Annotated in this window: 19 protein-coding genes, 1 other RNA gene and 2 pseudogenes; 11 read left to right on the top strand and 11 right to left on the bottom strand. The window is 61.9% G+C overall.

The genetic code is table 11. The annotated features are described in order from the left end of the window. The first annotated feature begins 23 nt into the window (after window positions 1–23). The 4 genes and pseudogenes from ssrA to ACZ9DP_RS21950 all read left to right on the top strand — a co-directional run bounded on the left by ssrA (window position 24) and on the right by ACZ9DP_RS21950 (window position 1,598). Window positions 24–387, top strand: a transfer-messenger RNA (tmRNA) gene (gene ssrA / locus ACZ9DP_RS21965). Window positions 388–515: 128 nt separating this feature from the next. Next, a pseudogene (locus ACZ9DP_RS21960) lies at window positions 516–1,029 on the top strand (SspB family protein). 64 nt (window positions 1,030–1,093) lie between these two features. Further along, window positions 1,094–1,288 (top strand): DUF4169 family protein, encoded by a 195-nt coding sequence (locus ACZ9DP_RS21955; RefSeq protein ID WP_455873445.1) that lies wholly within the window; start codon window positions 1,094–1,096, stop codon window positions 1,286–1,288. A 97-nt stretch (window positions 1,289–1,385) separates the two neighbouring features. Continuing rightward, entirely contained in the window at window positions 1,386–1,598 is a 213-nt protein-coding gene (locus ACZ9DP_RS21950) for a ribbon-helix-helix domain-containing protein (RefSeq protein ID WP_022714412.1), read from the top strand. A 9-nt stretch (window positions 1,599–1,607) separates the two neighbouring features. Here the strand turns inward: ACZ9DP_RS21950 and ACZ9DP_RS21945 are convergent, their stop codons facing one another. From ACZ9DP_RS21945 to ACZ9DP_RS21935, 3 genes and pseudogenes are all read right to left on the bottom strand, one after another. Beyond that, window positions 1,608–5,321 (bottom strand): AsmA family protein, encoded by a 3,714-nt coding sequence (locus ACZ9DP_RS21945; protein ID WP_476205447.1) that lies wholly within the window; start codon window positions 5,319–5,321, stop codon window positions 1,608–1,610. 89 nt (window positions 5,322–5,410) lie between these two features. Continuing rightward, window positions 5,411–6,823: an FAD-binding oxidoreductase gene (locus ACZ9DP_RS21940; protein WP_194730008.1), complete on the bottom strand. Its 1,413-nt coding sequence runs from the start codon at window positions 6,821–6,823 to the stop codon at window positions 5,411–5,413. 91 nt (window positions 6,824–6,914) lie between these two features. Further along, a pseudogene (locus ACZ9DP_RS21935) lies at window positions 6,915–7,950 on the bottom strand (aldo/keto reductase). Window positions 7,951–8,040: 90 nt separating this feature from the next. Between ACZ9DP_RS21935 and ACZ9DP_RS21930 the strand changes: the two are divergent. Next, complete coding sequence (locus ACZ9DP_RS21930; protein ID WP_476203552.1) at window positions 8,041–8,943, top strand: LysR family transcriptional regulator; 903 nt, start codon at window positions 8,041–8,043, stop codon at window positions 8,941–8,943. A gap of 213 nt (window positions 8,944–9,156) precedes the next feature. Further along, window positions 9,157–10,248, top strand: coding sequence for an AbrB family transcriptional regulator (locus tag ACZ9DP_RS21925; RefSeq protein WP_476203551.1), 1,092 nt, complete (start codon window positions 9,157–9,159; stop codon window positions 10,246–10,248). Here ACZ9DP_RS21925 and ACZ9DP_RS21920 read toward each other — a convergent pair. Next, entirely contained in the window at window positions 10,208–11,095 is an 888-nt protein-coding gene (locus ACZ9DP_RS21920) for an AraC family transcriptional regulator (protein ID WP_476203550.1), read from the bottom strand. The two genes, ACZ9DP_RS21925 and ACZ9DP_RS21920, sit on opposite strands and share 41 nt — an antisense overlap. Window positions 11,096–11,126: 31 nt before the next feature. Between ACZ9DP_RS21920 and ACZ9DP_RS21915 the strand changes: the two genes are divergently transcribed. Further along, window positions 11,127–11,534, top strand: coding sequence for a DUF2000 family protein (locus ACZ9DP_RS21915; RefSeq protein WP_194730013.1), 408 nt, complete (start codon window positions 11,127–11,129; stop codon window positions 11,532–11,534). A gap of 52 nt (window positions 11,535–11,586) precedes the next feature. Here ACZ9DP_RS21915 and ACZ9DP_RS21910 read toward each other — a convergent pair whose 3' ends face one another. From ACZ9DP_RS21910 to ACZ9DP_RS21895, 4 genes are all read right to left on the bottom strand, one after another. Further along, window positions 11,587–12,252 (bottom strand): YiaD family glycine zipper/OmpA-like lipoprotein, encoded by a 666-nt coding sequence (locus ACZ9DP_RS21910; RefSeq protein ID WP_183922600.1) that lies wholly within the window; start codon window positions 12,250–12,252, stop codon window positions 11,587–11,589. Window positions 12,253–12,449: 197 nt separating this feature from the next. Next, window positions 12,450–13,448, bottom strand: a complete 999-nt coding sequence (locus tag ACZ9DP_RS21905) for a flagellin N-terminal helical domain-containing protein (protein ID WP_194730014.1) — start codon at window positions 13,446–13,448, stop codon at window positions 12,450–12,452. 265 nt (window positions 13,449–13,713) lie between these two features. Further along, complete coding sequence (locus tag ACZ9DP_RS21900) at window positions 13,714–16,866, bottom strand: efflux RND transporter permease subunit (protein WP_476205446.1); 3,153 nt, start codon at window positions 16,864–16,866, stop codon at window positions 13,714–13,716. Between the two features lie 2 nt (window positions 16,867–16,868). Next, window positions 16,869–18,053 (bottom strand): efflux RND transporter periplasmic adaptor subunit, encoded by a 1,185-nt coding sequence (locus ACZ9DP_RS21895; protein ID WP_476203549.1) that lies wholly within the window; start codon window positions 18,051–18,053, stop codon window positions 16,869–16,871. Window positions 18,054–18,405: 352 nt separating this feature from the next. On the opposite strand from ACZ9DP_RS21895, the gene ACZ9DP_RS21890 reads away from it, so the two are divergent. Then, a complete protein-coding gene (locus ACZ9DP_RS21890; protein WP_476203548.1) occupies window positions 18,406–20,997 on the top strand; it encodes an ATP-dependent helicase in 2,592 nt (863 codons plus the stop codon). A gap of 657 nt (window positions 20,998–21,654) precedes the next feature. Here ACZ9DP_RS21890 and ACZ9DP_RS21885 read toward each other — a convergent pair. Both ACZ9DP_RS21885 and ACZ9DP_RS21880 read right to left on the bottom strand, forming a co-directional pair. Continuing rightward, entirely contained in the window at window positions 21,655–22,002 is a 348-nt protein-coding gene (locus tag ACZ9DP_RS21885) for a hypothetical protein (RefSeq protein WP_074068909.1), read from the bottom strand. 75 nt (window positions 22,003–22,077) lie between these two features. Continuing rightward, window positions 22,078–22,479 (bottom strand): DUF488 domain-containing protein, encoded by a 402-nt coding sequence (locus ACZ9DP_RS21880; RefSeq protein ID WP_239598209.1) that lies wholly within the window; start codon window positions 22,477–22,479, stop codon window positions 22,078–22,080. A 153-nt stretch (window positions 22,480–22,632) separates the two neighbouring features. On the opposite strand from ACZ9DP_RS21880, the gene ACZ9DP_RS21875 reads away from it, so the two are divergent. Then, the gene (locus ACZ9DP_RS21875) at window positions 22,633–23,037 is read left to right on the top strand and encodes a siderophore-interacting protein (protein WP_476205445.1); all 405 of its coding nucleotides are present in this window, start codon (window positions 22,633–22,635) and stop codon (window positions 23,035–23,037) included. Between the two features lie 229 nt (window positions 23,038–23,266). Then, window positions 23,267–23,893, top strand: coding sequence for a bifunctional nicotinamidase/pyrazinamidase (gene pncA / locus ACZ9DP_RS21870; RefSeq protein WP_476203547.1), 627 nt, complete (start codon window positions 23,267–23,269; stop codon window positions 23,891–23,893). A gap of 3 nt (window positions 23,894–23,896) precedes the next feature. On the opposite strand, the gene ACZ9DP_RS21865 is transcribed toward pncA, so the two are convergent. Further along, the gene (locus ACZ9DP_RS21865) at window positions 23,897–24,145 is read right to left on the bottom strand and encodes a DUF2164 domain-containing protein (RefSeq protein ID WP_074070319.1); all 249 of its coding nucleotides are present in this window, start codon (window positions 24,143–24,145) and stop codon (window positions 23,897–23,899) included. Between the two features lie 131 nt (window positions 24,146–24,276). On the opposite strand from ACZ9DP_RS21865, the gene ACZ9DP_RS21860 reads away from it, so the two are divergent. After that, window positions 24,277–24,996, top strand: a complete 720-nt coding sequence (locus ACZ9DP_RS21860) for an AzlC family ABC transporter permease (protein ID WP_194730018.1) — start codon at window positions 24,277–24,279, stop codon at window positions 24,994–24,996. Window position 24,997 lies beyond the last annotated feature (1 nt).

Raw genomic sequence — 24,997 nt, 5'->3', positions numbered from 1 at the left:
CCTGCAACGGTTTTGTGACGTATCCCCTTTCCATGCGCTTCGGAAAACACTATATCAGCCTTGCCGGTTTTCGGATCGGCTATGGCGATAAATGAGCGGTGTAATAAACCTATTGGACCCGGGGGCGGTACCCGGCGCCTCCACCAAAAACAGCCGGTTCACGACTGCTTTTGATGGGGGCGAAACAGGATCGACAAGGGTGTAAAGATCGACTTTTTGCTCGGCATGATACCGCCGTTATCGGGTCACAAGTGTAGTTGCAAACGACAACAACGCTAAGGAATATGCTCTCGCTGCCTAACGGCGGTGCGGGAATTCCGCTCTAAGTCCTTTTGGTTAGCACCTTAAGGCGGGGTCCGAAGGCACCTGGCAACAGAAGCCTTCACCTTCTCCCTGCCGCCCAAATCATGTATTGTTTGTGAAGCTGACTCGGACACTTAGCCTTTCCCAAGGCCGCCGGACATGGCATATACCCTTGTGAAAAGACTTCCGAACCAAAGAAAGACAGGAAAAGTATGGGGCAGGACCACATCCGCTACGACATTCTGGCACAGGACGCGCTGCGTGGCGTGATCCGCAAGGTCTTGTCCGAAGTCGCAACGACGGGCCGCTTGCCCGGCGACCATCATTTCTTCATTACGTTTCTGACCCGGTGCACCCGGCGTCCGCATCTCGCAGCATCTGAAATCCAAGTATCCGGAGCAGATGACCATCGTGATCCAGCACCAGTTCTGGGATCTGAAGATCACCGAATCGCTGTTCGAGATCGGCCTTTCCTTCTCCGACGTGCCCGAAAAGCTGGTCATCCCCTTCAATGCCATCCGTGGATTCTATGACCCTTCGGTCAATTTCGAACTTGAATTCGACGTGCCGCTGACAGACGGCGAGGAAGTTCCCGCGGCCGAAATCACCGCCTATCCGGTCGCACCCGAAAAAGGCGAGGAACCGCCGGCGGCAAAACCCGCCGAGGGTGACGAGAAGAAGCCGGGATCCGTCGTGTCGCTCGACGCCTTCCGCAAGAAGCAGTAGATGCCAAGGGAAGCAGACGCTTCCCTTTTTCATGTGCCCTTTTCCAGCCGGACGGAGGCAAGCCATGAGCGCAGAAATCGTTAATCTCCGCCAGTTCAAGAAGAAGCAGGCCCGTTCCGAAAAGGACAAACAGGCCGAGCAGAATCGTATCCGTTTCGGCCGCACCAAGACCGAGAAGCAGCTGACCAAAGCGCTGAACGAGAAGGCCGAAAAAGCACACCGACAAGGCCGGATCGAAAAGGACGAAGGCGGCGAATGACGGCGCAGACGGGCCGAAAAGAATCCGCAGTCAATCGCTTGGCGGTATTTCCTCCCTCAATCTGTGAACTCCGCGAAAAAGGCCTGCGGAAAGCCCGATGATCCGCAAGCATTCCGCCAGCCTGCATGGACACCGCACCAGCTTCTCGCTGGAGGACGAATTCTGGGCCGAGCTGAAAGCGATCGCCACAGCCCGCGCCATTCCGCTTGCGGCCCTCATATCCGAAATCGACGACCGGCGAGAGCCGGAAAGCAACCTCTCCTCCGCGCTGCGGATCCATGTCTTGAGCTGGCTGAAAAACCGCAGCTAGAGCGAGCCTTTACTGCGGCAACGGCACGCCCGGCAAGGCATCGAAATTCAGCCGGTTGCCGGTTATCGGTGGTGGCTGGTTGAGCTGCTGCGCGCGGCGCGCCGCCTCCTCAGCAGCGGCGTTCGCCTCGGCCTCCGCCTTCGCCTTTGCTTCAGCCTTCGCCTCCGCCTCGGCCTTTTGCCGCGCAGCTTCCGCGGCAAGTGCGCGCAGGCGCTCCTCTTCGGCCTTGCGCTGCGCCTCGATCGCCGCGGCTCTTGCGCGTTCCGCATCGTTGAACTTGTAAAGCGCCACCTCGCGCCGCAACCGCTGCTTTTCCAGTACGTTCGACTGCAGCCGCTCGACACGCCGGCGTTCGCGTTCGAATGCACGAAGCGACAGATATCCGGCGAGATCGGTTACATCCATCGTCCGGCCGGGCGATGCGAGCAATCCGGAATAGTTGAGCCGCAGCGCGGGCTCCGAGCCTGCAAGCGCTTCCTCGCCCGGATTGAGAGTGATGTTCAGCGATGCGTTGATGCGCTCCTGCGGCAGGCTGAGTTGCGCATTGCCGGTGACCTTGGCGAGTTCGTTGGTAACGGTGACGTTCTGCACGCGGAGCACGCCGTCGGTGATGTTGAACGGAATGCCCGTCGGCGGAAGTTTCGCCTCTCCATTGTTGAGCAGCGTTTCGACGATCGGATGTATCTTTCCGGCATTGAGCTGGTCCTGCATCGGATCCGTTGCAGCAAGTAGCGGCGGCAGGATCGCAAGGTTCAGCCCGCGCACGGTAGTCTCGCCAAGCCGCAGCTCGCCGGAGCCCGTGAGCGAGCTCACGAGGTCCGTCATCGTCTTGCCGGAGGCTTCCATACCGAGAGAAAGCCCGAACTTGCCGTTCGCAACCGGCGCGCCGTCGCGCGGCCAGACGACGCCGGCGAGATCGGAATCGGCAAGCGAAAGCTTCGTTTGGAAGAAGCCGGTGCCCTCGGCATTGGTAAAAAGCAGGTTGCCGGAAAGCTGGCCGCCGTCCCAGCCGCCCTTCATGTCGTTGAGCTGCAGTTCGTCGCCCTTGTAGACAGCATTGGTGGTGAAGCCGGTTACGGGTGCCGACCATCCCGGCCAGAACTCCTTGGCCGAAAACTTCAGGTTGACATCCATATCCTTGAACACCGGCTGCCCAAGTACTGCGGTCGAGAAGTTGCCCGTCGCAGCATCTATCATCGGGCCATAGACGGCCTCGCCCAGCCAGGTCGCATCGGCGCGGTCAAGCGCAAGTTCGCCGCTCGCTGTCGTCCTGTCTGTCTTGCGATTGACCGTCAGCGCACCCGAAAACTGATTTTCCGCGGCATGACCCTTGAGGTCGGAGAAGACGACCTTGTCGCCATCGATGGTTGCCGTTGTTTGCAGCCCGAAAGGCAGCCCGGTTCCCATCTGCGGCAGCGCAATGCCGTTCATCACGAGATACGGATCGAGATCGGCGCTCTCGAGCGAGACGCCGATCTGGCCGTTCATGAAATTCCCGGGACGGACATCGACCTTGCCATTCGCAGTAAAGGACGTCCGGTCCGTCGCAAAGGTCAGCGATGCATCGGCTGGATCGATACCGCTTGCCTGGACTTTCAGGGCGAGCCGGCCGTTGGCATCAGCTTCGACCGGAAGCGGATCGAGGCCCGCCTGCCCGAACAGGATCGAAGTCGTTCTGTTTTCAAGCGTCGCCTCCAGATTGGTCGTGCCCTTGCCCGTCAGCGCCAACAGATCCGACATGCGGTAGTCGAGGTTCACGCGGCTTCCGTTGGAAACGCCGGCAAGCGTCAGCGCAAGCCCGTCGCCCTCGTCGCCGCCAAGCGTCAGCGCACCGCGCAGCGCCGTGTTGGTGTACCAGGCGGCATTGCGCACCAGCCGGTCCATCACCGGATGCTGCGGCAGATGCTCCTTTAGCATCGTGAAGAAAGGTCCCGGATCGGCGGACTTCAAGGTGATCTCCCCCGAGCCCTTGTAATCGAGCAAGGAGCCTTCGGCGCGGCCGGTGGCGGTGATTTCGGCGCCCGCCAGATTTTTGGCGACCAGCTCGTCGATGGCAAGCGCCCCGTCAGCGATCGTAAAGCTGGTTTCGACATTCTCTGCCTCGACGCCGAAGGCGCTGAACTTATCCGCCTTCAGCTGTGCCGTAATCTTGTGGTCGAGCACATTTTCGCCTGCGTCCTGCCCCGTGAACAGACCCGTCAGCGCCCTCAGCGCATCGAGGTCGATCGCATCGCCGGCAAGGTCGACGTTCAGCAGGGGCGGCTGGTTCTCCAGCGCTTGCCGTTCCAGCTTGCCCTTCAGCGTAGCGGGGCCGATGGCAATCTCCAGATTGTTGAAGCGCTGCTGCTGATGCGTCAGGCTGACATCGGCGGAAAAGCCCGCCTGCTTCAATTGACGGATCGCGGGGTCGACCGAACCCGCAAGCCAGGAGGCAAGCCCCGAGGGCTGATTGGAGGCAACGGTAATCTGCCCGTTGAAGGAAGGGTCGCCCCTTAGCGTCAGCTGGCCCCGGCCCTCCACCTGGGTGCGCCCGGGCAGCGTCCCGACGGCATTGTCGATCGTCCAGCCGTTGCCGGCCGGCTGCAGATCGAGCTGCACGTCGCGGATGGTCGTATCCCCGGCAACGATCGCCGGCAGCTTGACGCTCGCCTTGCCCTGCACCTGCGGCACGGGAATCTGGGCGATGATGCTGATCAGTGAATTGAGCCTCTGCCGGGCGGACAGGCCGGGATCGCGCGCGGTCTTGCCGCCTGCGCCCTGATTGCCGATCCTGTTCACATCGATCTGCTGGCCGTCGGCGATCAGCAGGAACTCGGGCGCGTTGCCGGTATCGAGCGTCGCCTCGCCGGTGATCACATAGGGATCGTCCACTGAGCCGATTTCCATCCGGTACTCGGAAAGCCGGATGCGCTCGTTGGTCAGTTCGAAGCGGCCCTTGAGGCGCGGCGGCAGTGCATTCTTGTCGTCGGATCTGGCCGCGCCGCGGTTCTCGACCGCAGCCGACATGAGGCCCTGATAATTCGGCTTTCTGTCGGCCAGCTTCAGCTGACCATCGAGATCGATTTTGACCGGACGCTGATCGGGTATCAGCTGCGTCCTGACCTGCAGCGCGCCGGTTTCGTCGGGCTGTCCGCTGGAAATCGAAAAGCTGCCATGCTCGCCGTCGAGCGCCGCATCGCCTTCGATCCGCCAGGGGCCTGCCAGCGACCGGGCGGACATTTCCGCGTTCAACCCCGTAATGCTGCGGGCGCGGCCCGACTGATCGTCGATGAACTGCACGTCGCCGCCGGTGACATGCACACTTTCCAGAACGACGGTCTTTGCAGGAATCTCCGGCCGGCTGCCGCGCATCCAATCGAGCGTGCCGTCCTTCAACAGGCGAAGACGCAGCTTCGGATTGACGACGCGCATATCGAAAATCAGCGCCTCGCCGGAAAGGAACGGCGCAAGTTCGGCATCCATGGCGAATTGCTCGATCTGCACGGTCGGCTGGCCGTCGGATTCCTGCCCGACACGCACGTCATGCAGCGTTACCGACGGAAAAGGCAAAAGGCGCGCATCGACCGTGCCATGCACCGTCACCTTCTTGCCGATGATGCGGCTTGCCTGCTCTTCGAAATTCCTGCGAAAGTCAGTCCAGTCGATGAAAAGCGGCGCGAGCAGTGCCACGAAGAGCACTACGACGATCACTCCCCCCAAAAAGACGAGGAACCGGCCCATCAAATCAAGCATTCTCCATTCGGGATTCCGTTGCCGACACTACTGTTATTCATGCCGGGAGCAAAGCCGAAGATCATGAGATTGTTCCGTTTTCAGACAAGATGAAAAATCTTGCCCGGATTGAAGATATTGTCAGGATCGAGCGCCCGCTTGACTTGCCGCATAAGATCGACTGCACCGCCGAGTTCCTGCTCGAGAAACGCCATCTTTCCCTGTCCTATCCCATGCTCTCCGGTGCATGTTCCATCCATCGCGAGAGCCCGCTGGTTTAGCCGCACCACGAAATTCTCCGCAACCGCGACACCTTCCGCCGTCTTGTCGTCGAACAGGAGAAGCACGTGAAAATTGCCATCTCCTGCATGGCCGACAATCGGCGCCAGCAGACCATGTTCCTGGATATCGGCCTGCGTCTCGGCAACGCAATCGGCAAGCCGTGATATCGGAACACAAACATCGGTCGAAAGTGCGGCAAGCCCGGGCGCCAGCGCGCGGCAGGCCCAATAAGCATCGTGCCGTGCCTTCCAGAGCTTGTTGCGTTCCTCGGCGTTTGCCGTCCAAAGGAATTCGCCGCCACCGCATTCGGCCGCGATCTCGGCAAACTGCGCCGATTGAAGCTCGACGGTCTCGTCGGTTCCGTGGAATTCTAGGAACAGCGTCGGGCTCTCGGCGTAGGTCAGACCCGAATAGGCGTTACATGCCCGCATCTGCACGTCATCGAGCAATTCGATGCGCGCGACCGGAATGCCCATCTGGATTGTCATGATGACCGCGTCGCAGGCGGCTTTGATTGTCGGGAAGGAGCAAGCCCCGCCGGCGATCTTCTGGGGAATTCCCTGCAGCCGCAGCGTCACCGAGGTCAAAATCCCGAGCGTGCCTTCGGCGCCGACGAAAAGGCGCGTCAGGTCGTAACCCGCCGAGGATTTGCGCGCCCGGCGCGCGGTGCGGATTTCCTTGCCGTTGGCCGTCACGGCCGTAACCGAGAGCACATTGTCCTTCATCGTGCCATAGCGCACGGCGTTGGTTCCGGACGCCCGCGTCGAAGCCATGCCGCCGATCGAGGCATTCGCGCCGGGATCGATGGGAAAAAAGAGGCCGGTATCGCGGAGATAAACGTTCAGTTCCTCGCGCGTGATGCCCGGCTCGACGGTACAATCGAGGTCTTCGGCATTCACTTCGAGAACCCGGTTCATCCGGCTGAAATCGATTGAAACCCCGCCATTCGGGGCATTCACCTGCCCCTCCAGCGAAGAACCGGTGCCAAAGCCGATCACCGGCACCTTGTGTTCGGCACAGACCTTGACGGCGGCCTTCACGTCGTCGGCCGTCTCGGCAAACAGCACACCGTCGGGCAACTGCGCCGGAATGTAGGTGGTCGTATGCGCATGCTGGGCGCGGAAGGATTCGCCGGTCTGGAAGCGCTCGCCGAAGCGCTGTTTCAAGATGCCGACGACCGCGAAAATGCCCTCCTCGTTGCGTTTTCCAGCCTTTGCATCGCTGAGCGCCATCCTGTTGATCTCCCATACTATCCGCCGTCACGGGAAGGTTGGTATGGGACAACGGATGGCGCCTGTCCAGTCAAGAGTCTCGTGAGATGGCTCAAACGAGCGGTGGATTGAGCCGCGCGAAGCCTTCCTGCCGCCTGTATGGGAAATACGGATAAGGCGCCGACACCGCGCTGACCTTTTCGAGCCTTTCGACCTGCTCCTTCGTCAGCGACCAACCGACGGCACCGAGGTTCTGGCGCAGCTGCTCCTCGTTGCGCGCCCCGATGATGACACTGGACACGGTTGGCCGGGCGGTCAGCCAGTTGATGGCGATCTGCGGCACCGTCTTTGCCCGTCTCCACGGCAATCTCATCGAGAATGTCGACGATGTTGAAGAGCATTTCGTCATCGACCGGCGGGCCGTATTCCGCCGTCAGGTGCAGCCGGCTTCCCTCCGGTATCGGCTGGCCGCGGCGGATCCGGCCGGTCAGCCTGCCCCAGGCAAGCGGGCTCCAGACAAGCGCACCCACGCCTTGGTCGGCGGCGAGCGGCATCAGCTCCCATTCGTAGTCCCGGCCCGCCAGCGAATAATAGACCTGATGGGCCACGTACCGCGCGTAGCCATGCCGCTCCGAGACGGCGAGCGATTTCATCAGCTCCCAGCCGGCGAAATTCGACGCGCCGATATAGCGGAGCTTGCCGGCAGCAACGAGTCGATCGAGCGTCGAAAGCATCTCCTCGACCGGCGTCGAGGCATCAAAGGCATGCAGTTGCAGCAAATCGATATAGTCTGTGCCAAGGCGGCGAAGCGCGTCATCGACGGATTTGATCAGCCGCAAGCGCGAGGTTCCCCAATCTGCCGGCCCGTCACCCATCGGCAAGGCCATCTTCGTGGAGATGAGCACGGCGTCGCGCTTGCCGCCGATCGCCTGCCCCAGAACCTCCTCCGATGCGCCCGCCGAATAGACGTCGGCGGTATCGAAGAGATTGACACCTGCCTCGAGGCAGATATCGACCAGACGCCGCGCCTGCGCCGCGTCGGTATTGCCCCATGCGCCGAACAATGGGCCGCTGCCGCCGAAGGTGCCCGCGCCGAAACTCAAGACCGGCACTTTGAGGCCGGATGCACCGAGATTTCTGTATTCCATGGACTGTCTCCTGTTGTCTTGAGAGATAGACACTCACTAAGGCGCGATATAGATTGCCAGCGAGAAAGTCATTTGTGATTTGAATTCATCATGAGCCGTCAGGACATCAATCGCGCCGGCGAAATGGACGTCTTCGTGCGCGCCGTCGAGCTCGGCGGCTTTAGCGCCGCGGCAACCGCCTGCCGGATGACCCCGTCGGCCGTCAGCAAGCTCATCGCCCGCCTCGAAGCCCGGCTTGGCACACGTCTCATCAACCGCTCGACGCGGCGCCTGCAACTCACGCCGGAGGGTTGCGCATTCTACGAAAGGAGCGTCTCCATCCTTGCCGATATCGCCGAGGCCGAGCGCTATGCCTCGGCAGGCGAACAGTCGGCCGGGCCGATCCGTATCAATACCAGCGCGTCCTTCGGCAATCATGTACTCGCGCCCCTCCTATCATCCTTCATGGCGCTTTATCCGGCCGTGACGCTCGACATCTCCTACACGGACAAGGTCGTCGATCTCATGGAGGAGCGCGCCGACGTCGCAATCCGCGCCGGACCGCTGAAGAATTCCAGCCTGATCGCCCGCAAGCTCGGTGCAGCCCGCAAGCTCATCGTGGCCTCGCCGGACTACCTTCGCCGCCATGGTGAACCGAAGTCGATCGCCGATCTCCAACAGCACTGCCGCATCGGCTTTTCGTATTCCCGCGCCATCGGCGGCTGGCCGCTACTTAATCAAGACGACACGGTGCTTGTGCCGGTGACGCCGGGCATTCAGGTCGGCGACGGCGAAGGGATGCGCCACCTGGCACTTTCCGGCGCCGGCCTGGCGCGCCTTGCCGTCTTCACTGTCCGCGCCGATATCGCCGCAGGAAGACTGGTATCTGTCCTTGAAGATCTGAACCCCGGCGACCTTGAGGAATTCTATGCCGTCTATATCGGCCAAGGCGGCCCGCTGCCCGCCCGCGTCCGCGCACTGCTCGATTTTCTCGCAGCCAACGTTCGTCTCTAGCCCGAGCCTTGCGCCTGTCGCAACGCTGCTATTCGGCTGGCGCGCGCCAGGCGGAATTTTCGCCAACGCGGCCATATTTCGCAATTGCGGCCGGCTTAACCTGCCCATATACCGGCGATAGATTTCCGGCTGCTCCCGCCGGTCCTTATGTTGCTACCGATGAATTTCTATGCCGTTCACCGCGGCCCATCGGACGGAAAAGACAGGCGTTCGATGCCGTTTAAAGCCGCAAGCCGAGCCATACGAGAAGCCAGCCTGCCGAGATGGGTTCTGCTGCTAGGCCTCTCCACCTCTCTCGTTGTCGTTCTTGAACTTTTCGCCCTTCCGGCATCGCTGCTCGTTGGGCCGATGATCGCGGCGATCTTTCTCGCCTTGGTGATCGGCAAGGGCCAGATGCGCGTACCCTACTGGTCCTTGCAGTTCGGGCAGGCTCTGGTCGGCCTGATGATGGCGCGCGCCATCACGCCGGACATTCTCGCCACGATGGCCAAGGATGCGCCGCTCTTCATGCTGGTCATCGTCTCGGTGATCGCCATCGCAGGCGTGCTCGGCTATCTCCTGACCCGGCTGCAGGTGCTGCCCGGCACCACCGCCGTCTGGGGCTCCTCCCCCGGCGGCGCCTCGGCCATGGTCATCATGTCGGAGGCCTATGGCGCCGATGCCCGCCTTGTCGCCTTCATGCAGTATCTGCGCGTCGTCTTCGTCTGCGTGGCCGCTTCCGCCGTCTCGCGCCTCTGGGTCGCCGCCGACGGCGAGCTGCCACCGCTTGTTCTCTTCCCGCCGATCGACTGGCCGGCATTTGCCGCGACTGTGCTGCTTGCCTGCAGTTGCGTCTATGCCGCCTTCCGTTTCCGCGTCCAGGGCGGCACCATCATCCTGCCGCTTCTCGCAGGCTCTCTGTTGCAGGGTTTCGACCTCCTGACGATCGAGCTGCCGATGTGGCTGCTCGCGATCAGCTATGCCCTGATCGGCTGGAGCATCGGGCTGCGTTTCACCCGTTCGATCCTGAAGCATGCCGCCCGCGCTCTGCCGCGCGTCTCCGCCTCCATCGTGCTTTTGATGTCGATCTGCGGGCTGATGGCCGTGGCCCTGCACAAATTCGCGGGCATCGATCCGCTGACAGCCTATCTCGCGACCAGCCCTGGCGGTGCGGATTCGGTTGCCATCATCGCCGCCTCTAGCGATGTCGACTTGCCCTTCGTCATGGCGATGCAGGTGGGGCGGTTTGTGGTGATCCTGTTTACCGGGCCGATGCTCGCGCGCTTCATCGCGCGGAGGAGCGGCCTGGCCGAGAACTCCGCCTGAGCGCGGCCCATTGGCCGGGCGTCATGCCGTAGGCTTTCTTGAAATGCCGGTTCAGGTGGCTCTGATCCGCAAAGCCGGTGGCAAAGGCGACGTCCGATAGCTCGCTGCCCTCGCCGATCATCGCCCGCGCCTGCTGCAGCCGCCGCATCAGAAGGTAGCGATGCGGACTGGTCGCGAATGCGGCCCGGAAATGCCGCGACAATGCAAAGCGGTCGAGTCCTGTTACCGATTCAAGCTCGCCGGAACGCACCGTTCGCGTCGCATGTGCTTCAAGGTAGTCGCGGGCGCAACGGGCCTGATTCCAGGCGATACTGGCGGGCAGCCTGCGCAATGCCTTCGCGTGCCTTACAAGCCCGTCGGCTATGCGCATCAGGAAGTCGTCGACGAAGAGCTCGTCGAGCTCTCCATCGAGATCAGTCAGTGCGCCAAGCAGGACGCCGGCAAGAACCGCATCGCTGATGACAGGCTGGTCGACAAAAGGCAGCCCGAGTTTCCCGGCTTCCAGGCATTCGGCAAGCAGCGAGGGCTCCAGGTAGAGAATACGGTATTGCAGCCCGTCATTGGTGCCCGCCCCGCCGTCATGCACCTCGTCTGGATGCAGCACGATCACCTGACCGGGCATGCTGAAGCGCCTTTCGCCGCGATACGAGAAGGTCTGCACGCCCTTCAGCGTCACACCGAGCCCATAAGTGTCGTGCCGGTGCGGCTCGAAGGCATTTCCGCTGAATTTCGCCTCGATGCGCTCGATCCCGGGAAAGGCTGGCGCTGCCACAATGCCGTCGCCGCCCTGCGGCACGCACAAACGTTCAAGACCTTCGAAAACCTGCGGCGTTACATCCTGGCTCAACGCGACCTCGAACCGCATGAAAGAGACTGGAATGTTTGATACCAAAATTGCGATCGTTCTGCGAAACAATCTTGCGTCATGGCAGAAGCTGAATGTAACCGCCTTTTTGATGAGCGGCATCGCCGGGCAAAATCCCGCGATCATCGGCGAGGCCTACAGGGACCGCGCCGGCAACACCTACAATGCCATGTCAGTCCAGCCGATCATCGTGCTATCGGCCGATGAGGCGACGATTTCAGCGATACATCGCCGCGTGCTGGAGCGCGAGATTCCATCCTCGCTGTTCATCGAGGAGATGTTTGCAACCGGCCATGACGCCGCCAATCGCGCGGTATTTGCCGAATACGCGCCGGAAGATGCCAAGGTCGTGGGCGTCGCTCTGCGCGCCGGCAAGAAGATCGTCGACAAAATCACTAAGGGCGCGACGATGCATGCCTGAAACGAAAGACGGCCGGCGATGATCCGGCCGTCTTTGATAAATGTGGCGCAGTTCAGCTCTGCGTGATCGGCGCGATCTGAATCTCGACACGGCGGTTCTGGGCGCGGCCAGCCTCCGTCGCGTTCGACGCGACCGGTTGCGACGGGCCAAAGCCGACGGCAGAGACGCGACGCTGGTCGATACCCTGTCCGCCGAGATAACCGGCAACCGAAAGGGCGCGGCGCTGCGACAGATCCTGGTTATGCTGCAGGCTGCCGGTGGAATCCGTATGGCCGTTGACATCGATCAATGTGCGGTTGAACTTCCTGAGCACGATCGCTACCGAGTTCAGCGTCGGATAGAAGCCCGGCTTCACGGCGTCCTGGTCGATGTCGAAGGTGATGTTCGACGGCATGTTCAGGATGATGTTGTCGCCGTTACGCGTCACCGAAATGCCGGTGCCCTGGAGCTGGGCGCGGAGTTCCGCTTCCTGCTGGTCCATGTAGTTGCCGATCGCGCCGCCTGCGAGCGCGCCGAGGCCCGCGCCGATCAGCGCCGCATTGCGCGGGCCATGCCCGCGTCCGCCAAGGGCGGCACCCGCAAGCGCTCCGCCGACAGCTCCGAGCATTGCCCCGCCTGCGGTATTCGACATTTTCTGCTCGCCCGTATAGGGGTCGGTCGTGGTGCAGGCGGTCAGGTAGCTGGCGGCCATCGCCAGAAGTACGAATTTCTTGATCATGGACAGAAAGCTCTCCGTTCGAAGCTGGCCCGAGCAAATATTATGGAATGCGGCAACAAGATGAACGCGTCCCCTCCGATAAAACAAAATCAGTAGAATGGACACGTCTCGCTTGCACAAATCCCGAGGATATCGCCAATTTGCCACAGCAGTCTCGACAGGCTCGATAATATCGAGACGGGCGGGACCGCATGCGCTTAGAAGGCCTGGAAGAGCTGTCTTACGGTGTCGTAGCTGGCATTGGCGATCGAGAGCGCCTGCAGGCCAAGTTGCCGCTGCGTCTGCAACGCCGTGAGCTTGCTCGACTCCTCTTCCATATCGGCATCGACCAGACGCCCGATGCCTGAGCTGTACGCGTCGAAAAGCGTTTTCGCGAACTCGTTCTGCAGCTCGATGCGTTTTTCCAGCGCACCAAAAGCCGAGCCCACGGTGGTCGCCTGCCTGAGAATGCCGTCCACTACGCTGATCATCTCATCGACCTGATCTTTTGTCGTCGAGGATGAAAGCCCGATCTCCACTTGTCCGGCGGTATTGCCCGCCTTGCTCAAAATCATGACGTAGTTCTGCGAAGCGCCCATTTCCGTCGCGAAATAGGATGATGTCAGAGCGCCGTATTCGCCGCTCCCGCCGGAACGGTCGTCGACGAGGTAGCGGGCATCCTTCGATGTGGTGACGCCCGTCGACGGCAGGTCGATATGATAGGTCAGCGTGCCGACGGTGACGGTGCCGTCGGCATTGCGGATATAGGACGCCGGAATCTGCTTCGGCTCGGTGGGATTGTCTTCATCCGTCAGGACGACCCAGTTGTCGCTGTTGAAGGCTGCCGCTTCGGCGACGGAGCGCAACTGTGCCTTCAGCTGCGTCAGCTCCTCATTGATCTTTTCCTTGTCCACACCCTGTTCGGTCGCAGCGACAAGTTTCGCCTTGATTTCGGAAACGACGTCAACGGCGCGGGCAACGCCCGTATAGGCCGTACCCATTGTGGCGGCCGCCATGCCGAGCGCATCCTGAATGGCAGCATGCGCCCTATTGTCGGAGCGGGCCGTCGTCGCCACCGACCAGTAGGCGGCGTTGTCGCGGGCCTGCTCGACGCGAAAGCCGGACGAGACGCGGTTCTGCGTCCGCGTCAGGCTGTGGTTGATATCACGAAGCGTATGCAGCGCCGCATCGACAGATGTGCGTTGAAAAATACTCACGGGAACGGAACTCCGAACACAACTACATGCTACTTACAAACAGCGAACCGTGTCCGCGAAACGTCATGTTCGGGCGCTGAAATCAGCGGGTGGGCGAGCCTCCGAAACGCTGAGGCATCTGATCGGTTACGCGTAGATCATTGCGTTTTATGCTTAAGAAACATCTAACGTTCAGAAGAAATTTATTCTGTTTTGCAACGTTCATTGACCACGAACACGCCGCCGCGATGGGAGGCGGCGACGTTTTAAGCAGACGGCGTCAAATCTATTCCGCTGCCTGCAGATGCTTGGGATCGGGCACCGGTTTCGGCCGTGCCGCAATCGCCATCTCCTCGTGCAAACGGGCTTCCTCATGCGCATGTGGCTTGGCAAAGCGCGCCACCAGAAGATAGGCGACCGGCGTGATAAGGAGCGTGACCAGCGTTGCGAAACCCAGTCCGCCGACGATCACCCAGCCGAGCGCGATACGCGCTTCCGCGCCTGCGCCATGCGCAAAGACCAGCGGAACGCCGCCGAGGATGGTGGCGATCATCGTCATCATGACCGGGCGTAGCCGCAGTGCACAGGCGCGTTCGATCGCCTCGCGCACTTCTACCCCGCGGTCGCGGAGCTGGTTGGCGAACTCGACGATTAAGATACCGTTCTTCGCCATGACGCCGACGAGCAGCACGAGGCCGATCTGGCTGTAGATGTTGAGGCTCGATCCCGTGATAATGAGCGCGAAGACGGCGCAGGCAAGCCCAAGCGGCACGGTCGACATGATGATCAGCGAGGACAGCACGCTTTCGAACTGCGCCGCCAGCACCAGGAAGATGATCACGATCGCAAAGCCGAAGGTGAGTGCCATGCCGCTGGAGTTCTCTTCGAGGGTTGCCGCTTCGGCAAGCGGAATAAGACGCGCCCCTGGCGGCAGGATCGGCTCGGCAAGTTCCGTCACCTGCTTGACGGCATCGCCGAGCGACACGCCCTCTTTAAGGCCTGCCGTGATCGCGACGGAAGCGAGTTGCGATTCACGGTTCAGCTGCGGCGCAACCGCGCCTTCCTTCATCGAAGCGATGACCGACATCGGTACGATCTTGCCCTCGCCGGTCTTCAGGAAGACGTTTTCGAGATCCGTCGGATCATCGATCGGCCGCATGGTCGAAGTGAGCAGAACCGGATAGGCATCGCCATTGACGAAGACGTCGACGACGGAGCGTCCCTCGAGCAGCGACTGCATCGCCGTCGAAAGCCCGGTGATATCGATGCCGAGATCGGAAGCCCGCTCGCGGTCGATCGTGACCGAGACCTGCGCCTGCGTCGGCTCGTTGGTCAGGCGCGGCGTATCATACTGCCCGGTCGCGTCCAGCGCCTGCACCAGCTCGACGGCGGCAGCCGTCAGGCGGTCGTAGTCATTGCCGACGAGCGCCATCTGCAGGCCGCTGCCGGCGCCGCGAATGCGCAGGCTGTTCGAGGATATCGCATTGCCGCGAAGTGCGGGCACGCGCGATGCCGCCCGGTTGATGTCCTGGATGATCTCCGCCTGCGTGCGCTCGCGCTCGCCCCAAGGCGCCAGCGTCAGCACCATGAAGCCGCTATTGGCCGAGCCGCCCTGGCCGGAGATCGAAAAGACGTTCCTGATGTCGCCGCTGTCGACCAGCGGCTGCAGGTATTCTTCGACGAGCTGCAGCTTGTCGCGCGTATATTCGAGGCTCGACCCCTGCGGTGCGGTGAGCCGCATCATCACCACGGCGCGGTCCTCGTTCGGCGTAAGCTCGCTCTTGACCGTCGAGAAGGCGACAAGCGCCGCCCCGGCAAAGAAAACCGACGCGACAATGACGACCAAGGGCGCGTTGAGGCAACGCTGCAGGCTCCATTGGTAGACACGCGCAAACGCTCCGCCGAAGTGGCCGAGCGCGCCATGATCCTCCAGCATTGGCTTCGTCAGCATGCGCGAGGCGAGCATCGGACAAAGCGTCAGCGCGACGATCGACGAGAGACCGACCGAGAAGGCCAGCACGAAGCCGAACTCCCGGAAGAGACCGCCCACCTGCCCCGGCAGGAATGACAGCGGAATGAAGACAGCGGCAAGCGTTGCCGTGGTCGCGATGACCGCGAAGAAGACCTCGCGCGTGCCGAGGACGGCGGCCGCCCGCGGCCCCATGCCTTCGGCGCGCCGGCGCACGATGTTCTCGAGCACCACGATCGCATCGTCGACGACAAGACCTGTCGCCAGGACGATGGCGAGCAGCGTCAGGATATTGATCGAAAAGCCCACGAGATAGATCGCAGCCAGCGTGCCGATCAAAGCCACCGGCATGCTGACCGCGGGGATCAAGGTAGCCCGCCAGTCTCGCAGGAAGAGGTAGATGACGCCGGTGACGATGACGCCGGCAAGGATCAGCGCCAGCACGACCTCGTGGATCGCGCCCTGGATGAACACGGCGTCGTCGCTGGTGATCGCGATCTTCGTGCCTTCCGGCAGCGTCTTCGAAAGCTGCTCGACCACCGTCTTGATGCCGCTCGAAATATTGAGCGTATTTGATTGCGCCTGGCGGATGACGCCGAGGCCGATGCCGCGCTTGCCATTGGAGCGCAGCGCCGTATCGCCGTCACGCGGCCCGAGCGTCACCGTCGCGACGTCGCCGAGACGCACGCGGTCCTGCAGGATGACATTGGCGAAATCCTCCGGCTTCTGCAGGCTCGCCGTGGCGCGCACCACGATGTCCTGTGTCGTGCTCTTCAGCGATCCGGCAGGAACGTCGAGGGCGGAGTTGTCGAGCGCCTCCGTCAGATCGCCGACCGTCAGCCCGCGGCTTGCGAGAGCGCCCTGGTCGACATCGACCCGGAAGATCTTTTCCTGGTCGCCATATTGCTCGACATCGGCAACGCCATCGACGGAGGCCAGCCGGTCGACGATCTCGTTTTCGACGAGGAGCGTCAGGTCATCCATGTCGAGCTTGGTCGAGGTGACCGCAAGACGCATGATCGGCTGTGAATCCGCATCCGCCTTGACGATCTGCGGGGCGTCGGCATCGTCCGGAAGCTGCTCCATGATGCGCCCGATCGCATCGCGCACGTCGTTTGCGGCGACGGCGAGATCGACGGTGTCGGAGAACTCCAGCGTCACGCGGCTTTGGCCGAACTGCGATTGCGAGGAGATCGATTTCAGCCCGCTAACGCGCGCAACTGCGCCTTCGATGACCTTCGTCAGCTCTTGATCGATCGTCTGCGGTGCAGCGCCGTCGAACATGGTGCGCACGGTCACGACCGGGCGGTCGACATCCGGCAGTTCGCGCACTTCGACCCCGGCATAGGCAGCAAGACCCGCCACCACCATCAGCGTATTGAAAACCAGCGCCAGGATCGGGCGGCGCACGAAGAGTGCCGTAAAGGTCTGCTTGCCGGAGGCTCTCTCTGGAAGTTCGGTGACGGTCACGTTCATTGTGTCGCGACCCCGTTGTTCGAGGCCAGTTCATTGCCGGTCCGCACTGGCCCGCCCTCGCGGACGCGCTGCAGACCCTGCGTCACGATGGCGTCCCCATCCTTGATGCCGGCCTTCACGAGCACGAAATCCGGATTGCGTTGCACGATGCTGACGCGCACCTTGTGCGACTTGCCGTCGACCACCTGCCAGACGAACGAGCCCTGCGAATCCCACTGAACGGAAACCGGATCGACCGCAGGATATTTGTCGCCTGCGAACTTCATGCTGACATTGAAGGACATGCCGGCGCGAAGCTCGTCGGCGCGGTTGTCGATCTTGGCGCGGATGCGCAGCGTCCGGCTGGCCGCGTCGATGCGGTTGTCGACTGCCTGGACCTCTCCGGTGAACACCTGTCCCGGCCGCGCGACCGACGTTACCTCAACCGGCTGGCCGACGGAAACCGTATTGGCGAAGCGCTCCGGCACCCAGTAGTCGACCAGGATTTCCGAGCGGTCGTCGAGCGTCACGATCGGCGTGCTGGTGGTCACGTTGTCGCCGATGTTGACTGGGACGATGCCGACGATACCGTCGATGGGCGCCACGATATTGCGCCGGGTGAGATTGAGCTCGGCGGCCTGCAGCTGCAGCCGCGCGCCCTGCTCGGCAATCTCGGCATCGAATACGTCCATGCGCGCAACGCTGGATTTGATGTTGTGATAGAGATTGGATTTCTCGATCGCGCTCTTCAGCGCCACTTCGGCCTGCCCCTTGGCGATCACCTGCTCCTCGCTGTCGAGCTTGGCAAGCACCTGACCCTGCTTGACCTTGTCGCCGGAGTTGATGAGGATTTCACGGATCGTGCCCATTGCCTGCGGCGTCACCGCCACCGAGCGGATCGCGTCGCCTGTGCCGATCGCGTTCAGCCGGTCGTTGACCACGCCCTGCACGACGGCCTGTGTCACGACTAGAACGGCGCTGTTGCGCCCGCCGCCATTGCGTCCTCCGCCGCCCTGGGCGCCCTCGCCTTGCCCCGACGCACCGCCACCGGGCTCCACGGGAGGAGCCATCTTGGCGACAATGTTTTCCGGGACGCCGGCATTTCTCAAAACATCAGCCGCACCCGGCACAAGAAAAATCCATCCGGCAAAGCCGGCCGCAATAACGATAAGAGAAAGAACAAACTGCTTCCAAAAAGCCATTCACGTCTCCGAAGGGACCAAGGGGTCAGACCTGGGACGATCGAAAGAGCGCCTTTAGACATATTCCCCACCTGACTGCGGCAATATCGCCCCTTTACAAGCGGCCATCAAGCGCACGTGCCAGTCATTACAGAATTGTAATCTCCATCCTCGCGAAAACAGGTCACTTTTGCTTGAGCGTAAGCCTATTTCCGGCCTGAATTGCCAATCGCTACTTTAGGGGATTGGATAGGCATGTGCCGCCGCCCAAATGCGCCGCGCCGGCAAGGTCGGCTTTTCGTCCTGGAGGCGCTGGAATGAACCAAGAACATCTTTTCTGGCCTTTCCATCCCGAATCACTACATTACGCGCCATGAGCAATAGTTTCGACGATATCCCCTTCTTCGACGAAGAACCGGGTGAAGCGCCGCGCAAGCCGCAGGTGCCCACCCCTGCAGCCGGAGGGATTGCCGCCCGCGCCATGGCTGCCCGCGACGGCGGCAAACGGCCGGACTACCTCGCAGGCCTGAACCCCGAACAGACCGAAGCGGTCGAAACGCTGGAAGGCCCGGTCCTCGTGCTGGCGGGCGCCGGCACTGGCAAGACCCGCGTGCTGACGACCCGCATCGCGCATATCTTGAGCACCGGGCGCGCCTTCCCCTCGCAAATCCTCGCCGTCACCTTCACCAACAAGGCGGCGCGCGAAATGAAGGAGCGCATCGCGCTACTCGTCGGCGGCGCCGTCGAAGGCATGCCTTGGCTCGGCACCTTCCACTCGATCGGCGTCAAGCTGCTTCGCCGCCACGCCGAGCTCGTTAACTTGCGGTCCGATTTCACCATCCTCGATACCGACGACGTCGTGCGCCTCATCAAGCAGCTGATCCAGGCCGAGGGCCTCGACGACAAGCGCTGGCCGGCCAAGCAATTCGCCGGCATGATCGATACGTGGAAAAACAAGGGCCTCGGCCCCGCCGACATTCCCGAAGGCGACGCCCGCGCCTTTGCCAACGGCAAGGGCCGGGAACTCTACTTCGCCTATCAGGCGCGATTGATGACCTTGAACGCCTGCGATTTTGGCGATCTGCTGATGCATCCCATCGCTATCTTCCGCAAAAACCCGGACTTGCTCAAGGAATACCACCAGCGCTTCCGCTATATCCTCGTCGACGAATACCAAGATACCAACACTGCGCAGTACATGTGGCTGCGGCTGTTGGCACAGCGGCCGAGCCGCAAGTCGATCTCCCCCCTTGTGGGAGAAATGCCCGGCAAGGCAGAGGGCGATATCCCCTCGGACAGCGGCGCGAGTACACCCGCCTCGGTCGGCTCCCCCGACATCTTCCCCACAAGGGGGGAGCTCAGGGACACCACCATCAACATCTGCTGCGTCGGCGACGACGACCAGTCGATCTATGGCTGGCGCGGCGCGGAAGTGGACAATATCCTGCGCTTCGAGAAAGATTTCCCGGGCGCCAAGGTCATCAAGCTGGAGCGCAACTACCGCTCGACCGAACACATCCTCGGCGCCGCCGCGCATCTAATCGCGCACAACGAAGGCCGGCTCGGCAAGACGCTGTTCACCGACCGCGTCGATCCGGAAGACGTCAAGGTGCAGGTGCATGCCTCCTGGGACAGCGAAGAGGAAGCCCGCGCCATCGGCGAGGAGATTGAGGCCCTGCAGCGCAAGCAGCATAACCTCAACGACATGGCGATCCTGGTGCGCGCCTCCTTCCAGATGCGCGAATTCGAAGATCGCTTCGTGACGCTCGGCCTCAACTACCGCGTCATCGGCGGCCCACGCTTTTACGAGCGCCTCGAAATCCGCGATGCCATGGCCTACTTCCGCCTCGTCGCCCAGCCCGCCGACGACCTCGCCTTCGAGCGCATCATCAACACCCCGAAGCGCGGCCTCGGCGACACGACCGTGCGCGCGCTGCACGACTACGCCCGTGCCCGCGACATCCCGATGCTCGCCGCAGCCGCCGACATCATTGAAACAGACGAGCTGAAACCGAAGGCGCGCAAGGCGCTCTTCGACGTGGTGCATAGCTTCAGGAACTGGCAGCAAAGGCTTGAAACGACTCCGCATACCGAACTTGCCGAGCAGATCCTCGAGGAGTCCGGCTACACCGACATGTGGAAGGCCGACAAGACGGCGGAAGCGCCCGGCCGGCTGGAAAACCTCAAGGAACTCATCCGCTCGATGGAGAGCTTCGAGTCGTTGCGTGGCTTCCTGGAGCACGTCGCGCTGGTCATGGATGCCGAGCAGAACGAAGACCTCGACGCCGTCTCGATCATGACGCTGCATTCGGCCAAGGGGTTGGAATTCGACACTGTTTTCCTGCCAGGCTGGGAAGAAGGCCTCTTCCCGCATCAGCGCTCGCTCGACGAAAGCGGCCGCGCCGGGCTTGAGGAGGAGCGCCGCCTCGCCTATGTCGGCATCACCCGCGCCAAGCGCCGCTGCCACATCTGGTTCGTCTCCAACCGCCGCATCCACGGCCTCTGGCAATCGACCATCCCCTCGCGCTTCCTCGACGAGCTGCCGGAAACCCATGTCGAAGTCGCCGAAGTCGAGCAGAGCTACGGCGGTTACGGCCGCGGCGGCTACGGCCAGTCGCGCTTCGACAAGGCCGACCCCTTCGCCAATTCCTATTCCACCCCCGGCTGGAAACGCGCCCAAGCCAACAAGACCGACGCCACCCGCGACAATTGGGGCACCCGCTCGGGCCACGCGGTCGAACGTATCGGCTACGGCGAAAGCGGCCCCAGGGGCCGCACCATCGAAGGCGAACTCGTTGCCAAATCCACCTCCACCGAACCCTCCCGCTTCCAGATGGGCGACCGCGTCTTCCACCTGAAATTCGGCAATGGGAATATTACCGGGATCGAGGGCAACAAGCTGACGATCGATTTTGATCGGGCCGGGCAGAAGAGGGTGTTGGATGGGTTTGTCGAGCGGGTTTGACGAGCCGGCCCGCGCGGCACGAGGCATCTCGTCAAAAGGCTGACCCTGACATTCACAGCCGGCTTTTTTCGCGTTTATGCCGCCCCATTGCTTGAAGCAAAAAGCCGTCTCGGAATCGTCACACGCAACCCTGATTTCATTGTATCCATGCGACATCCATCGGCCACCTAGGCTTGTTTTGAAGCACCTTCGTACAGAAATTTGCGCAGTTAAATACGGATCAAGCTTATTCGTCGTATAGGCACTGCAATAAAACCCTGAATTTAGATTGAATGTACCCGGCATTTGGCAATCGGTGCAGACGAGAGCTCGAGACGCTGTTCGAACGGGCTGGGGCCTCATTCCGACATCGGCGTCAACTGCACCTCACCCATTCGTGACTTCCCCCTCCGCGCTCCCTCCCCCATACTCCCTTCGGGCTGGAATAGGAGGATAGAGATGAAACGCTATTCACTATCGGTGATTGGTCTGTCTCTGGTGATTGCCGTTCTCAGCAATCCGGGCATTGCACTGGCAGCTTGCAACAAGCTTATTGGGACCTGACCTCTTCAACCATCCATGCGGATGGCGACGCGACGGCGCTGCGCCCAAAGCAGAACCTGACGGCCGGGTAGAAGCGTGTGCCGAGCGTCTTGTGGAGCGGGCATGAATGCCCGCTCACCCCAGCATCGGCATCTTGCCCATCCCCAGAATATCGTTGACGAGCGCGATGGCGATGCCGATGGCGACGATGCCTAATCCGATCAGGAAGAGCCGCCGCGACCGGTCGTATTTGGCAGCAATCAGCGAATCCCGCGCCAAAAGGTCGGCGAAGACCTTCACCTGCAGACCGATGCCGACGGTCAGGAGCAGCATCGGCAGGATGTCGATGCGGCTCCAGTCGTTCGGGTTGGAGACCCAGCGGCTGATGAAGCTCAGCGAAAAGCCGAGAATGATGCCCGCAGCCGTCAGCGAGCCGTTGCGGAAGGTGGCGTCGATCTTCTCTTCTGGCCCTGGCTCGGTCATGGCTTGCTCCCGGCTGCTCTTCGTGGCCAAGGAAGGCAGAAATAACCGGGATCGGCAAGAGAGCGCATCTGCCGCCTAGGCGCTGGCCTTCGCCGTGAGCTGCGCGCCACGCTCCGCAAGAAGCCCGCGCAGCAGGCTGCGGTGGCAGCGGCTTTCGTTTTCGCAGTAGCAGCCGACGGCGAAGTTGGCGGTGTGCGAGAGTGCGGCCAGCGTGTCGAGGACCCGACTGGTGTCGGGTGCGGCCATTTCCTTGCGATAGGCGCGGGAAAAGGCCTTCCACTCGGCTTCGGTCTGCGCTGCCTTCGCCTCGGCCACCAGCTCCTGGCTCGGCGACAGCATCGGCAGCCAGACGTCGTAATAGTCGCGGCTCGCAAACTCCCCCTTCGGCACGCCGCGCGGCGGGCGGCGCACGGTGCCGATGCGCAAGCCCTCGTCCTTGCTCCGTGGCGAGCCCAGTTGCACGATGCTGATTGCCATTGTGGTCTCCTCGCCTGGCCGGACGAGAAATCTAGCGCGATGGCCGTGTTTTCGCCAGCGGGCAAGACACACCCCCGTGGGTGCATGAGCGGTTGGCGTCCAATCCGCTCGCGGGCCGGGCATTACAAAACCTTCATTTAAAAATCATGTTTTATCCTTGCCAAGCCGCCGAGCGATCGACTGGTATCTGCTTGTCGGCGACGAGACCGCCTTCCCGCGATCGGCCGCCGCCTCGAGGAACTACCGGCTTTCGCCCATGCGCTCGTCGTCGCCGAAGTTGCAGGCCCCGAAGAGGAGCAGGCGCTGGAAAGCAAGGCCAGGCTGACGACACTCTGGCTTCATCGCGGCGCGGCACCGGCCGGTACCACGGATCAGCTCGACCAGGCTTTGCGTGGCCTCACGCTTCCCGCCGGCGACGGATATGTCTGGATCGCTTGCGAAGCCCTTGTCGCCAAGCGCCTGCGCCCCATCATGGTCGATGAACGCCAGCATCCGAAAGCCTGGATCAAAGCAGCGGGCTTCTTCTGTAACGGGCCTTCCCAAGTCAATCCCTTATGAGCTTATCCCTCGCCGAGTGCTTGCTTTTGTCCGCAGTCGGCGCTGGGATAGGCTTGGGGCCTGCGTTACCCGAATGAGGCGCCGCGCGGCAGGCCGCGTCGCGCCATCTCACTCGCGGCGCATGCGCGCTTCCTCCAAAAAAAGCTTGCGCTTGACCACTTGCAAATCCACTAGTTGATAGCGGCATATCCGCTTGGCAAGCTGCACCGCAAACGTATGGAGTCGCCTGATGAAAGCGTTATTGCTGGTCGATATTCAGAATGGTTTTTGCCCAGGCGGCAATCTTCCGGTGCCGGACGGCGATCAGGTGGTGCCGGTCGCAAACAAGCTGATCGACAGCGGCAAATACGATCTGATCGTCGCCTCGCAGGACTGGCATCCACCCGGCCACGGAAGCTTTGCCTCCTCCCATCCGGGCAAGAGGCCTTTCGAAATGGGCGAGCTTTCCGGCAAGCCGCAGATGATGTGGCCGGATCACTGCGTAAAGAACACCCTCGACGCCGAACTGCATCCGGCGCTGAAATCCGAAGAGATCGACCTCATCCAGCAAAAGGGCGAAAATCCGCTGGTGGACAGCTATTCCGCCTTCCGCGACAACGACCAGGATGCCTCGACCGGGCTTTCCGATTTCCTCGAAGACCAGGGCGTGACAGAGCTCGACGTCTGCGGCCTGGCGACAGACTATTGCGTCAAATTCTCGGCGCTCGATGCGCTGGAGATGATGCCCGGGATCAAGGTCCGCTTCATCGAGGATGCAAGCCGCGGCATCACGCCTGAAGGGGTGGCTGCCGCAATCGACGAGATGCACGCACGCGGCATCGAGATCATCGACAGCCAAAAGGCTCTCGCCGGCTGAGGCTCAGTCCCGCGCCGCCTGCTCCAGCCCGTAGATATCGTCTGCAAGGTCGTCGGCACGCTTCAGAAACGCCGCATGTGCATCCTGCAGGCCCTGCTTGTAATAGGCGGCGCCGATCTCCTTGGCGAAGAAGTCGAGGACCAGTTCCGACTTGAGCAGCCCGACCGGCTGATCCAGTTCCTTGTCGAAGAAGTGCTGGATCCGCGCAATCAGTGCCGCCTTATCGTCCTTGGAAAAGTCTATCGGCTTCATAGTCTCGTCTCCTGCCATTGTCAGAGGTTCCCACCGTTCAGCGAAATCGATCGGTCGATCAAGGAAATTCGATTGCGGCGGAGGCGCCGGGCACATAGAGCAGGTTCGTTTTTGAAGGAGGACAGCTGCCGATGAGTCGCGGGGATTTCGTCGAGGGTTTGCGGGGCGGCTTCACAGTCGCCGTGGCGTCCGCGCCTTTCGCAGCGCTATTCGGCGCGCTTGCCGTTGATAACGGCATGTCGCTCGGCGAGCTGACGCTGATGAGCGCCACCGTGTATGCGGGCGCCAGCCAGATGGTCGGCATCGAGCTTTTCGGGAACAACGTCCAGGCCTGGCTCATCGTCGCCTCCATTCTCGCCGTCAATTTCCGCCATGTTCTCTACTCGGCGGCGATCGCGCGCTACGTCCGCCATTTCACGCCGCTGCAGAAGTTCTTCACCTTCTTCCTGCTCGTCGACCCGCAATTCGCCGAGATGGTGAAGCGCGGCGAGGAGGGCAAGCCGGTCACCTTCATCTGGTATCTCGGCTTCGGCATCATCATCTACGTGCCCTGGGTGCTGGTCAGCCTTCTCGGCGGGCTGCTCGGCAGCTTCATCGGCGACCCGAAGGCGCTCGGCCTTGATATCCTGCTGCCCGCCTATTTCCTTGGTATCGTGCTCGGCTTCCGCAACCGCGACAACTTCCTGCCGGTCGCCCTCGTCAGTGCCGTCGCCTCTGCGATCGCCTACCATTATGTCGGCTCACCCTGGCATGTCAGCCTGGGTGCTGCGGCCGGCATCACCTTGGCTGCGCTGCTGCCATTGCCTGGCGCGCTCAAGCCCGAACCCGAAAACGAACCGCACGAGGTCTGAC

The sequence above is a fragment of the Rhizobium sp. USDA 4016 genome, from assembly GCF_056279705.1.
This window is presented reverse-complemented; position numbering and strand designations above follow the sequence as displayed.

Bases quoted from the DNA above. Each gene is read 5' to 3' on its own strand.
- ACZ9DP_RS21955 (WP_455873445.1), top strand. From the start codon at position 1,094: ATGAGCGCAGAAATCGTTAATCTCCGCCAGTTCAAGAAGAAGCAGGCC.
- ACZ9DP_RS21950 (WP_022714412.1), top strand. From the start codon at position 1,386: ATGATCCGCAAGCATTCCGCCAGCCTGCATGGACACCGCACCAGCTTC.
- ACZ9DP_RS21940 (WP_194730008.1), bottom strand. From the start codon at position 6,823: ATGGCGCTCAGCGATGCAAAGGCTGGAAAACGCAACGAGGAGGGCATT.
- ACZ9DP_RS21930 (WP_476203552.1), top strand. From the start codon at position 8,041: ATGAGCCGTCAGGACATCAATCGCGCCGGCGAAATGGACGTCTTCGTG.
- ACZ9DP_RS21925 (WP_476203551.1), top strand. From the start codon at position 9,157: ATGCCGTTTAAAGCCGCAAGCCGAGCCATACGAGAAGCCAGCCTGCCG.
- ACZ9DP_RS21915 (WP_194730013.1), top strand. From the start codon at position 11,127: ATGTTTGATACCAAAATTGCGATCGTTCTGCGAAACAATCTTGCGTCA.
- ACZ9DP_RS21910 (WP_183922600.1), bottom strand. From the start codon at position 12,252: ATGATCAAGAAATTCGTACTTCTGGCGATGGCCGCCAGCTACCTGACC.
- ACZ9DP_RS21895 (WP_476203549.1), bottom strand. From the start codon at position 18,053: ATGGCTTTTTGGAAGCAGTTTGTTCTTTCTCTTATCGTTATTGCGGCC.
- ACZ9DP_RS21890 (WP_476203548.1), top strand. From the start codon at position 18,406: ATGAGCAATAGTTTCGACGATATCCCCTTCTTCGACGAAGAACCGGGT.
- ACZ9DP_RS21885 (WP_074068909.1), bottom strand. From the start codon at position 22,002: ATGACCGAGCCAGGGCCAGAAGAGAAGATCGACGCCACCTTCCGCAAC.
- ACZ9DP_RS21880 (WP_239598209.1), bottom strand. From the start codon at position 22,479: ATGGCAATCAGCATCGTGCAACTGGGCTCGCCACGGAGCAAGGACGAG.
- pncA (WP_476203547.1), top strand. From the start codon at position 23,267: ATGAAAGCGTTATTGCTGGTCGATATTCAGAATGGTTTTTGCCCAGGC.
- ACZ9DP_RS21865 (WP_074070319.1), bottom strand. From the start codon at position 24,145: ATGAAGCCGATAGACTTTTCCAAGGACGATAAGGCGGCACTGATTGCG.
- ACZ9DP_RS21860 (WP_194730018.1), top strand. From the start codon at position 24,277: ATGAGTCGCGGGGATTTCGTCGAGGGTTTGCGGGGCGGCTTCACAGTC.